Below are 10,129 nucleotides of genomic sequence, written 5' to 3' on the forward strand. Positions count from 1 at the left end.
GATGCGATCGTGCCCCAGAATCATGCGTTCCCCACTCTCGCAGCACAACGGTTGCAGAACGTCGCAAGCCGCGTCAAATCCGAGAGACGGTCGATGGAGATTTCCGACAGCCGTTCGGGGGGCACGTCGAGGTGCCGAACGACTAGGAAGAACGGACTTTCAGCGACGTGCTCTGCAGTGTAGCGGTCTTTATGGCAGGCCCAGCATGTATATCGGTCGCGCGAAAAGACCTGACGCCGTGTGTCCTCCGGGAAGAGGCTTTGCGAACTGTCCAGGTGGTCGCGCTCGTATATGGACGCTAATCGATACTGACCCGCCTGCAAATCCGGCGCGTCGGCCGAACATTCGACGGGAAGCAGCTCGTTCTCTCGCAGCTCTCTGGCAAGACGAACGCCGTCTTTCGAGTGAGCGACGCGATCAAGTTCTTCAACGTTGACGACCTGCGCCGGTAGTTCTCCGAAAAGTAACCGAACGCGATCGATTGCCTCACCGGGAGCGTCCCGGAGGGCCGTCACCGTTCGCCACCTTTCGCGACTCTTGAGGTCGGGATCGCGGGAACGAAGCCGGTACCGGCCAGCTTCCTCTTCGATGTCGTAGCCTTCCTCGACACGTAGCTCGCGAACACGGCGCGCCCACTCTCCGATGCCGGAGATCGCTGCAAGCTCGTCGCCGTAGACAAACTCGCCGAGATGGTCTAGGAGGTATTTGAGAATGAGGCCGCGGGCCCCTTCTCCGTGCCGATGGCGTGGACGCCTTCCGCCATAGGCGCGGATGACGGCGAGGCGAAGGCCGACGATCGCGTCGAGTACCTCCTCCTGCGATCGCTGCCCAGCCACCGCCGAACTCAGCTCGCTCAGCCGGTCGATTGCATGCAAGTAGTCTTTGACCGGGTCTGAGTGCGCCATATCCCAAGCTTACGGACGCAGGCGGTGAGGTCCTAGGGTCAATGCGGCAGTGGGGCTTGGCTGGTACGCGTCTATGCTTCCGATCCGACCCTTGACCGCCGTGACCCGGTCAAGGGTCTCGAGGATGGCTTGAGTGGTCTCGATGAACTTAGGCAGGCCACGAATGCTCACGCTGCAAGCAGCGCGCGCCTCGATGGTGCAAGCGCGGGATCCGCTCCGCCAACGAAACGCCAACGAGCTCGTCAGGCAGCCGCAACCCAGCCACACGCGATGGCGAAATCTTGAGGCTGTGTCTGGTACTCCATTGCCTTGCCAAGTAATGTGCGATTTCTAATAAGCCAGCCCGCGGTGATGCGGACGACTGAGCCTGGTCACACATGCGCTCCCGAGAACTACCACTCAGGCACGCAGAACGTAAGCGACTCGGGCCAAGAGTTGGGTTAGCAGGGATTGTGACAAGTCTATAAAGGGCGTCGATGAGCGAAACGGGTGAGACCACCATCGAGGTTACCAACGCAGTGGGGCGTGGCGTGGGACGCCCGGAACACGTCATCGTGGCCGGCGATGGTCGGGTGTTCGCCTCCGACAAGGCCTCAGCTGTCGCAGAGCTCGTCGATGAGCAGACCGTTCGGCACATCGGTCTGGCGGGCGGCGAGCCGAACGGGATCGCGCTCGACCGCGACAGCCACTTCCTGATCGCCAATTGGGGCTTGGGCGTCCTGCAGGATCTCGACCCGGTGACCGGCGCGATCAAGGCGGTGCTGAGCGACCAACTCGAGGGACGCCCGCTGCGATGGTTGAACTTCGTTCTGGTGGATTCCGTTGGCGCGCTGTGGTGTTCGGTAAGCACGATGGCAGAAGATCTGATGGACACCATCGCGATGGGCACCGCTGATGGGTTCATCTTTCGAGTCGCACCGGACCGCCAATCGGCGCGAGTGGTCGCCGATGCGGTGAACTTCCCCAACTGCATGGCGCTGGATCGCGACGAGGACCACCTGTACGTGGTCCGCACGCTAGCCGCCGACGTGGTGCGCTTTCCCATCGAGGGCGAAACACTCGGCCCCCAAGAACGATTCGGCCCATCGCTGGGCGACCGGCGGCCCGACGAGTACGGCCCCGACGCCGCCCGCCTAATGGCCGACCCGGAGGTGGGCCGCCGGTGGGGAATGGCCGACGGATGCGCGTTCGACGCCGAGGGAAACCTCTGGGTCACACTTGTTTTGGCCAACAAGATCGTCGCGATCAGCCCGGACGGCCGGGCGACAACCGTGATCGAAGACCCGGACGGCGCGCTCCTAAACGGCCCGACCAGCATCGCCTGGGGCGGGCAGGATATGCGCGACATCTACATCGGCTCGATCACGACGCCATACGTCCTCAAGGGCAGAAGCTCGGTGCCCGGCCTGCCGCTCATCCACCAGCGCTAGGCGCCCGACGGCCCGGACCGCATGAAGTCCGGCAGCGCATCGTCCGGGTCCGAAGGGATCATCGACTCGCCCAGCCCCCACAGCTGCCGAATGGTGGCACCGCCGTCGACGACGAGGGTCTGGCCGGTGATGCGGGCGGCCAGCTCGGAGGACAGGAATAACGCCGCGTTGGCGATGTCATGCGCGCGGGGCGCCGCCAGCGGATTGATGCCGTTGGCGTTGTACTCATTCGGCGGCTGGTCCTCGTTGCCCGAGCCCACATTGCCCGGCGCGACCGCGTTGGCACGAATGCCGTAGCGCCCCAGTTCGTCTGCGAAGGTCTTGACCAGAGAGATGACGCCGGCCTTGGCGGCGCCATAAGCGGCATGGTAGGTCGCCGAGGCAATGCCGTCGACCGACGCGATCGCCACCAGCGATCCACCGCTGCCCTGGCCGATCATGTACCTGGCCGCGGCCTGAAAAAGATAGAACACCTGGGTCAGGTTGTAATGGATTGCCGTGTCCCACAATTGGGTGGTGAAGTCCTCGACCTTGGACCAGGTGGCGCCACCGATGATGTCGACGCACACGTCGATACCGCCCAGCGCCGCGACGGCGTCGTCGATCGCCCGGCCGACCTGCACGGGGTCGGTCATGTCGGCGACGATCGGGATGGCAATGCCGCCCCGGCTGACGATCTCGCCGGCAACTTGCTCCGCGCGCTGCTCGTCGATGTCGATGCAGGCCACCGAGGCGCCCGCTTCGGCCAGCGCCAATGACGTGAACCAGCCGTGGCCCGCGCGCTCGGGGATGTAGCCCGCGCCCGACACCACCGCACGCTTGCCCGACAGTCCCAAATCGATCACGCCGACCTCCGTTGCGCCGCAACCAGTCCGCGGCGCCACCGCTGAATCAGCACGCCGGCTGGTGTTCCTCAAGTCCAGAGCTGCTGGCCGGAGAGCCGTCGTCACTACGTCCCCGGAACGGCCCAACGACCTGCCCGCCCAAGTAGACGACGCCGCGGCCGACGGTCACGAAAACACGGCCCGTAACGCTTCCGACGGCTTCCAGGGTGGCCAGGGCGGCGTCGAGCACGCTCGGGATGTGGAAGTCCTCCCAGGTCTCGACCTGGTGCTGGCGGGCCTTCGCAAACTGGTCGAGCTCGTCGCGCAGGGCGCCGCGCTGCTTGGCCAGCTCTCGTACCGCCCAGAACCGGAAGCCGTCAACCGCCTTAGACTTCCCGAACCGGTCGAGGACTTCCTTCGCGCTCCGGTAGACGTCGAGGTCTTCACGCAGATGATGGTCGACGAGCTCGCGCGCCTCGTCGATCGCCCGCAGCAGCTGCTCGGGCTCCTTCGCCTCGATGCGCGCGAGGTTCAGCCGCTGCCACTTGTGCAGCGCCTCCTCCGCGATCACCAGCAGGCTCAGGGTGTCGCCAAGCCGGTTCTCGCTGATGGCATTTCGCAGCTTCCCGGCGCGCTGCTGCACACCCATGGTGTGATCGAACGACGCCAGGATGCGGCTGACGTGGTTGCGCAGCTGCTCGACGGTGACGTTGAGCGCCGGCCCCAGCGCGGCCACCGACTCCCAGTACGCGTCGGGCAGCGACCCGTACTTGTCCAACGAGTCGACCATCCGCGAGATCGTCAGGCTGGTGCCCAGCACGTCGCCGGCGCGCTGCGCCCGGGCGACTTCGAGCACCGATTCGACCTTGTCCTCCACCCGACGGACGGCGTCCTCCACCTCGGCGACCGCGGACTTCAACGCCATCTGCACCGCGATCATCTGCGCCGACAGCATCACCTCGGGGCCGAGCAGCTCCGGTCGCCATTGCAGCTGCGCCAGAAGCTCGCCGGCATCGACGCCCGTCGTCAGCCGGAAGACGCCGTCGCTGAGGGGAACGAGGTTGCCTTCCCTCAACGCGTCCACGGTGTCGCGATGCAACTGCACGTACTTGCCCGAGTCGGCCAGGAACGAAGCCAGCCCGGCGATCGCCGCGTTCGCGAGCGAGGCGCTGTCGATGCCGGCGACCCGCATGGCGTGGCCGGCGGTCGCGCGCAGCCGGGCCAGATAGGACTCGACCGCGGCGGGGTCACCGCCCAACAGCAGGGACTCGTCCTGCAACGACACCATGACATCGTCGTTGGCGGTCGTCGCCGACAGGTCGGACACCTCGGTCACGGCACCCCCTGGTCCTTCGGCCGGCCAGCACCGGGCCAAGAGTTAACAGGAATTTGTCGGCTAGCAAACCCGGACATTACACCCGCGTCGTAGCCGGACCTCCCGGTTAGCCGCGTGTTCGGGAGGAATTCACCAAGGACGAGGAGCGGTCGGCGCCGCGCGTACGGGCGCACCTCGCCCACCTGGGCCGCGTCCACCCGTAACCTTGCACGATGTGGCCGCACGCAAGCCCTCGCCCCCTCGCCTGACAGTCGAGGACTGGCTGCAGGCCGGCTACACGCTGCTCGCCGAGCAGGGGGTGCGCGCACTGAAGATCGAGCGCCTCTGCCAGCAGGCGGGCGTCACCCGCGGCAGCTTCTACTGGCACTTCAAGGACATGGACAGCTATCGGGCCGCCCTGGTCGGCTCGTGGAACACCTTCCTGGAAAAGGACCGGCAGTCGCTGGCCGAACTCGACGCCCTGCCCCCGCGAGAACGCCTGTCCGCCATGATGACCGCCCTGACCAGCCCGGGGCATTGGACGCTGGAACGCGCGATGCGCGAATGGGCCCGCACCGACCCGTCCGCCGCCGCCAACATCCGCGCGGCCGACCGGCGCCTGCTGCGCTCCGTCACCAAGGCGTACAGCGACTACGGCTTCGGCCCCGAGGACGCCAAGCTGCGCGCCGAGCTGACGTTCGCCGCCGGCATCGGGCTGCTGCACCTGGCCGGCTCGGCCCAGCAGGCGCAGCGGATCGCCCAGCGGGAACGGTTCCTCGAGCTGATGCTCAAGGACTAGACCATCGCGATCGGAGAGATCTTTGCCCCAATCGCCAACGCCCCGGCCAACTCCCGGCTCACGTCGTAGTCGAACACGACGTGCCCGGCGGCGATGTCCACGTCGCGCTTGAAACGCTGCAGCGGATTGGACAGGAACTGCGCGCTGGCCCCGGAGGCGTCCAGCAGATCGGCGATAATCGCCCGGCTCTCGTGCACCGTGTGGGCGGCCGCCAGCCGCGCCTCGGCCCGCACCGCTCGGTGCACCCGCTCACCGGCGGCCACCATCCGGTCGATGCCGTCGGCGGTCTCGTCGACCAGCGCCCTTAACGCCCACAACCGCACCCGCGCGCTCGCCAGCCGGATTTGGGCGGCGGGTTGATCCCTTTGCGCCGCACCGCTGTACGCCAGGACGCGCCCGCCCAGCCGTTCGGCGAACAGTTCGGTCACCCGTTCGGCCGCGCCGAGCACCGGCATCGACGCCACCAGCGCGAGCGCGGGGACCATCGGCCACCGATACGTCGGCACTCCGTGCGCCGTCGCCCCGGGCGCCGTTCCGCCGTAGATGTCGGCCACGGCGACCATGCGGTGCTCCGGGACGAGGACGTCGGTGAGGATGACGTCGTGGGAACCGGTGCCCCGCATGCCGGCGGTGTGCCAGGTGTCGACAACCTCGACCTGGTCGGCGGGCACCACCACCAGCGCCGGATCGATGCGGTCCGGCCGCTCGATCAGCGCCCCGACCATCACCCAGTCCGCGTCCATCGCGCCGGTGGCCCACGACCAGCGGCCCGTCAGGCGCACCCCACCCTCGGCCGGGACGCCGCGGCCGGTCGGGGCCAGGGGAGCCGGCGCGAGCACCGGACCCGAGGCGAACACCTCTTCCTGCACCCGCATGTCGAACAGCGACAGCATCCAGTTGTGCAGGGCGTAGAAGCCGAGCGTCCACGCGCTGGACGCGCACCCGTGCGCCATCCGCCGAATCGGTTCCAGCAGTTCGGGAAACGACGCCTGCAAACCGCCGAACCGCGCCGGCAGCAACAGCCGAAACAGCTCGGTGTCCCGGAACTCGCTGACCGTCGCCGCGGGCAGCCGGCGCAGCCGCTCGGCCTCGTCGGCGCGCTCGGCGAGCCGGGCGACGAAGTCGTCGGTGATGCCGTACGTCGGGGAAACGTCGACCGCGGACATGGCGACGACCGTACCATACTATTTTGTACGGTCACGTAAGGGGTTCGAGCAGAACGGCTCTCAGCCCAGCTCGTAGGAATCCCGCGACACCCGGAAGTAATGCCCGGTGCTGGTGTCGGTGCATCTCATGCCCGACGGCTCGCTGTCGCAGGTGAGCGTCCCGGCTGACCTGGACTGGCCGTAGTCGAGCGTCGGCTCGCCGGCGACGCGCAGGGTGTCGCCGTGACAATGGATCGCGGCCGGTTGACCCTGGGTGAGGACGAAGCGATTGCCCCAGGCGAGGTGTTTGCCGCACTCCGGGGGTGGCGGTGGCTGGTAGTCGAAGTCGCTGATGTCGCACGCGACACCGGGGCTGTCGAGGACGCAGTAGATGTTCCCGGACGGGGATTGAAAGTTCAGGGTGTCGGCGCGTGCGGGCACCGGCGTCGCGGCAAATGCCGCGACCACCGCGCCGATGACGAGCACCTGCCTGATCATTTGCTGAGCGTAGGCGCAGGCCCGCTCGTTTGGGGCGGAAAGCCGACATCCTGCCGATAGAGGCTTCCTTAGTTGGACCGTGCGCGCAGTTGCTCACGGGTGTGCTTCTCCACGAACAACGGAACGAATTCGCGGACGCGGCTGTGCGTGAACCGGGCACGCTCTTCGCGGATGACGGCGTCGACGACCTCCGACGGGATCTGCGGGAACTCGTCGATCAGTTGCCGCTCGATGTCCGCCAACAGCATCTCTTCGTTGACCTGAGTGACCTTACCCATGAGCAGGGGGTTCCCGACCGGGCCTCGCCGTCAAACGGGTTCGCGTTAAGAGGTTGCTGCGATCGCGTGAACTGGCCGCGGTCAGTAACAGAGCGACTGCTCTGTTACTATGTGGGAATGCCGCGCCCCAGGGTTCACGACCAGGACCAGATCCTGGACGCCGTCGAGCGGTTGGCGGTGCGGTCCGGCCCGGCGTCGGTCACGATACGAGCGGTCAGCGACGCGATCGGCGTCTCCAACGGCGCCCTGTACCACACGTTCGGTTCGCGGGCGGGACTCGTCGGACGCGCCTGGCTGCGGGCCGGACACCGATTCCTCAGCGCGCAAGGCGAATTGATCGACGCCGCCCCCGAGGGGGATGGTGTTGCCGCCGTGGTGGCGGCGGCCGAGGCGCCCGCCGTCTTCGCCGAAAGCTACCCGGAGTCGTCACAGCTGCTGCTCACCGTGCGCCGCGACGAGCTGCTGGGCCCGCAGACGCCGCCCGACCTCGCGACGCAGCTGCGCGACCTGGACCGGCTGCTGGTGGAGTCGATGATCCGGCTGGCCCGCCGTCTGTGGGACCGCAAGGACGCGGCGGCCGTCGACCTCATCACCACCTGCATCGTCGATCTGCCGACCGCGATCCTCTTGCGTCGCAACAGGATCCAAGATGCCGAGGCCCGGGAGCGGCTGCGCGCCGCGGTCCGCGCCGTGCTCGACGTCGGGGAGCCCCGGCGCAAATCCAGGGAAAGGGACACGACATGACACCGACATTCAGCTGGGACGACAAGATCGCGGTGCTCCATCTCGGCGAGGACGAGAATCGGTTCTCCCCAGAGTTTCTCGACGCGATCAACGAGCAGCTCGACGAAATCCAGCAGGCCGGCGCCCAGGGACTGGTGACCGCCGCCGGGGGCAAGTTCTACACCAACGGGCTGGATCTGGACTGGCTGGGCGCCCACGCCGAGCAGACCCAGGCGTACGTCGGGCGGGTGCAGGCCCTGCTGGCCCGCGTCCTCACCTTCCCGATGCCGACCGCCGCCGCGGTGACCGGACACGCCTTCGGCGCCGGCGCCATGCTCGCCATGGCCCACGACGTGCGGGTGATGCGCGCCGACCGAGGGTTCTTCTGCTTCCCCGAGGTCGACATCCGGATTCCATTCACCGACGGCATGGCCGCGCTGATCCAGGCCAAGCTCACGCCGCGCGCCGCGGTGGCCTCGATGACGACCGGGCGGCGGTTCGGTGGGGAAGAGGCCGCCGAATTCGGCATCGTCGATGCGACCGCCGCCGAGGGCGAGGTGACCGCGGCGGCGACCGACCTGCTGCGCCCGCTGGGCGGCAAGGACCCCGGCACGCTCGGCGCGATCAAGCAGACCATGTTCCGCGCCGCGGCCCGGGCGTTGACCGACGTGTGATTGTTACCATCGCGCGGTGAGTCCGGGATCCGTTTCGCGGCGCGACGTGCTGAGATTCGCACCGGTGCTGCTCGGCGCCGGGCTGGTCACCGCCCCGCGCGCCGCCGCCGGTGTCTCCGGATCGGCCGTCTTCCTCGACCCGGGCCACAACGCCGTGAACGACGCGTCGATCAACCAGCAGGTGCCGAACGGCCGCGGCGGCACCAAGGCCTGCCAGACGTCCGGTGCCGCCACCAACGACGGCTATCCCGAGCATGCGTTCACCTGGGCGGTGGTGGCGCTGATCAACGAGTCGCTCAACGGGATGGGCGTGCGCACCCAACTGTCGCGCGGCGACGACAGTTCGGTCGGCCCCTGCGTGGACCAGCGCGCGGCGGCGGCCAACGCGATGCGCCCCGACGCGATCGTGAGCATCCACGCGGACGGCGGACCCGCGTCCGGCAGCGGCTTCCACGTGAACTACTCGAGCCCGCCCTTGAACGAGGTGCAGGCCGGTCCCGCCGTCCAGCTGGCCAACACGATGCGGGACGCCTTGGTGCAGGCCGGTTTTCAGCCGGCCAACTACATCGGCTCGGGCGGACTGTACGGCCGGGACGACCTTGCGGGGCTCAACCTCGCCCAGTACCCGGCGATTCTCGTCGAACTCGGCAACATGAAGAACGCCGACGACGCCGCACGGATGCAAAGCCCCGACGGCCGGGCGAGATACGCCGCCGCCGTCACGCAGGGGATCGTCGCGTACCTGAACGCCAAACCGACCTAGGGGTCCGCCCTCAGTTGGCCGCGTGGTCCACCTGAGAAGCCAGGGGAGCGGACTCCGCTCGCTGCTCGCGGCTTAGGTGCAGCCACACGAAGTCGTGGATCCCGGCCAGTTGCAGCAGGATTCGGGACCTCGCCGGCCAGGCGCGCATCACATCCGGGCAGGAGACGAGCTCGGGGCGCTCGAGCCAATAGGCCTGGCCCTTGTAGGCCAGCGTGCATGCTCCCGCGGCCATCAGGTTGCGGTACCAGTCGGTGTGCGGGCCGTACCCCAACGGCAAAAGAAAGCCGTCGCGATACGGGATCGCGCCGAGCGACGTCTGATAGACGCGCCCGCTGCGGCGCCCAACGTGGGTCAGCAGTGCCCATGACGACCGCTTCGTTCCGGAGATCTTGCGGGTCGCGTCGTTGTACCTCCTCAGAAATCCCCGGAACGGGCCGACCTTGAGCATGAGGTCGCGGTGTCGCCGGAAGACTCTGGGCACCAACACCAGCCAGACCAGCGCCACCAGCATTACGCCTACCAGGCCGCGACCCAGCGCGCGCCCTACCGAGCGGTTATCGAGCACCATCCACCAAGCTGACACCCGACCGGCCGCCGTGCACCAGAGACGAAAGTCATTCTCTGGCTACACGAGCCGCTAGCCGAGCGGTCGCTCAGCCCCCGAAGGGCCTGACCGCTGGCGCGTTCGCCGGCCCACTCGCGTCGAGGTGGCTGGAGGCGAAGGCGACGCCCTTGTCGATCATGGCGCCGTCGTCGGCGTAGGTGTTGTGGGCGG

Annotated in this window: 12 protein-coding genes and 1 pseudogene; 5 read left to right on the forward strand and 8 right to left on the reverse strand. The window is 67.7% G+C overall.

The window, feature by feature from the left end:
• Positions 1–20 precede the first annotated feature (20 nt).
• Positions 21–905, reverse strand: a complete 885-nt coding sequence (locus A5709_RS17130) for a hypothetical protein (RefSeq protein ID WP_068120992.1) — start codon at positions 903–905, stop codon at positions 21–23.
• A 476-nt stretch (positions 906–1,381) separates the two neighbouring features.
• On the opposite strand from A5709_RS17130, the gene A5709_RS17135 reads away from it, so the two are divergent.
• Positions 1,382–2,335, forward strand: coding sequence for an SMP-30/gluconolactonase/LRE family protein (locus A5709_RS17135; protein ID WP_068120995.1), 954 nt, complete (start codon positions 1,382–1,384; stop codon positions 2,333–2,335).
• On the opposite strand, the gene A5709_RS17140 is transcribed toward A5709_RS17135, so the two are convergent.
• Together A5709_RS17140 and A5709_RS17145 are read right to left on the reverse strand one after the other, a co-directional pair.
• Positions 2,332–3,180, reverse strand: coding sequence for an SDR family NAD(P)-dependent oxidoreductase (locus A5709_RS17140; protein WP_068120997.1), 849 nt, complete (start codon positions 3,178–3,180; stop codon positions 2,332–2,334). The genes A5709_RS17135 and A5709_RS17140 overlap by 4 nt on opposite strands.
• A gap of 46 nt (positions 3,181–3,226) precedes the next feature.
• A complete protein-coding gene (locus tag A5709_RS17145; RefSeq protein ID WP_231986994.1) occupies positions 3,227–4,495 on the reverse strand; it encodes a hypothetical protein in 1,269 nt (422 codons plus the stop codon).
• A gap of 214 nt (positions 4,496–4,709) precedes the next feature.
• On the opposite strand from A5709_RS17145, the gene A5709_RS17150 reads away from it, so the two are divergent.
• Positions 4,710–5,273: a TetR/AcrR family transcriptional regulator gene (locus A5709_RS17150; protein ID WP_068121000.1), complete on the forward strand. Its 564-nt coding sequence runs from the start codon at positions 4,710–4,712 to the stop codon at positions 5,271–5,273.
• Here A5709_RS17150 and A5709_RS17155 read toward each other — a convergent pair.
• The 3 genes from A5709_RS17155 to A5709_RS17165 form a co-directional block, all read right to left on the reverse strand.
• On the reverse strand, positions 5,270–6,439 hold the full coding sequence (locus tag A5709_RS17155; protein ID WP_068121004.1) for an acyl-CoA dehydrogenase: 1,170 nt from the start codon (positions 6,437–6,439) through the stop codon (positions 5,270–5,272). The genes A5709_RS17150 and A5709_RS17155 overlap by 4 nt on opposite strands.
• Positions 6,440–6,499: 60 nt before the next feature.
• The gene (locus A5709_RS17160) at positions 6,500–6,916 is read right to left on the reverse strand and encodes a DUF6636 domain-containing protein (RefSeq protein ID WP_068121006.1); all 417 of its coding nucleotides are present in this window, start codon (positions 6,914–6,916) and stop codon (positions 6,500–6,502) included.
• A gap of 68 nt (positions 6,917–6,984) precedes the next feature.
• The gene (locus A5709_RS17165; protein WP_067946319.1) at positions 6,985–7,194 is read right to left on the reverse strand and encodes a three-helix bundle dimerization domain-containing protein; all 210 of its coding nucleotides are present in this window, start codon (positions 7,192–7,194) and stop codon (positions 6,985–6,987) included.
• A gap of 117 nt (positions 7,195–7,311) precedes the next feature.
• Between A5709_RS17165 and A5709_RS17170 the strand changes: the two genes are divergently transcribed.
• From A5709_RS17170 to A5709_RS17180, 3 genes are read left to right on the forward strand one after another with little or no spacing between them, the layout of a single operon-like run.
• Positions 7,312–7,938: a TetR/AcrR family transcriptional regulator gene (locus tag A5709_RS17170; protein ID WP_068121010.1), complete on the forward strand. Its 627-nt coding sequence runs from the start codon at positions 7,312–7,314 to the stop codon at positions 7,936–7,938.
• Positions 7,935–8,591, forward strand: coding sequence for an enoyl-CoA hydratase-related protein (locus A5709_RS17175; protein ID WP_068121013.1), 657 nt, complete (start codon positions 7,935–7,937; stop codon positions 8,589–8,591). The genes A5709_RS17170 and A5709_RS17175 overlap by 4 nt, the downstream gene beginning before the upstream one ends.
• Before the next feature lie 16 nt (positions 8,592–8,607).
• Positions 8,608–9,354 (forward strand): Rv3717 family N-acetylmuramoyl-L-alanine amidase, encoded by a 747-nt coding sequence (locus A5709_RS17180; RefSeq protein WP_068121017.1) that lies wholly within the window; start codon positions 8,608–8,610, stop codon positions 9,352–9,354.
• A gap of 10 nt (positions 9,355–9,364) precedes the next feature.
• Here A5709_RS17180 and A5709_RS17185 read toward each other — a convergent pair whose 3' ends face one another.
• Complete coding sequence (locus tag A5709_RS17185; protein ID WP_156768086.1) at positions 9,365–9,922, reverse strand: nitroreductase family deazaflavin-dependent oxidoreductase; 558 nt, start codon at positions 9,920–9,922, stop codon at positions 9,365–9,367.
• Positions 9,923–10,007: 85 nt separating this feature from the next.
• A pseudogene (locus A5709_RS17190) lies at positions 10,008–10,129 on the reverse strand (cutinase family protein); the annotation flags it as partial.

This window comes from Mycobacterium sp. E1386 (assembly GCF_001672745.1).
Taxonomy (GTDB): Bacteria; Actinomycetota; Actinomycetes; order Mycobacteriales; family Mycobacteriaceae; genus Mycobacterium.

What these genes read in the sequence shown, in the direction of transcription:
- A5709_RS17165 (WP_067946319.1), bottom strand. Translation starts at nt 7,194, where the DNA reads ATGGGTAAGGTCACTCAGGTCAACGAAGAGATGCTGTTGGCGGACATC.
- A5709_RS17170 (WP_068121010.1), top strand. Translation starts at nt 7,312, where the DNA reads ATGCCGCGCCCCAGGGTTCACGACCAGGACCAGATCCTGGACGCCGTC.
- A5709_RS17175 (WP_068121013.1), top strand. Translation starts at nt 7,935, where the DNA reads ATGACACCGACATTCAGCTGGGACGACAAGATCGCGGTGCTCCATCTC.
- A5709_RS17160 (WP_068121006.1), bottom strand. Translation starts at nt 6,916, where the DNA reads ATGATCAGGCAGGTGCTCGTCATCGGCGCGGTGGTCGCGGCATTTGCC.
- A5709_RS17130 (WP_068120992.1), bottom strand. Translation starts at nt 905, where the DNA reads ATGGCGCACTCAGACCCGGTCAAAGACTACTTGCATGCAATCGACCGG.
- A5709_RS17185 (WP_156768086.1), bottom strand. Translation starts at nt 9,922, where the DNA reads ATGGTGCTCGATAACCGCTCGGTAGGGCGCGCGCTGGGTCGCGGCCTG.
- A5709_RS17135 (WP_068120995.1), top strand. Translation starts at nt 1,382, where the DNA reads ATGAGCGAAACGGGTGAGACCACCATCGAGGTTACCAACGCAGTGGGG.
- A5709_RS17155 (WP_068121004.1), bottom strand. Translation starts at nt 6,439, where the DNA reads ATGTCCGCGGTCGACGTTTCCCCGACGTACGGCATCACCGACGACTTC.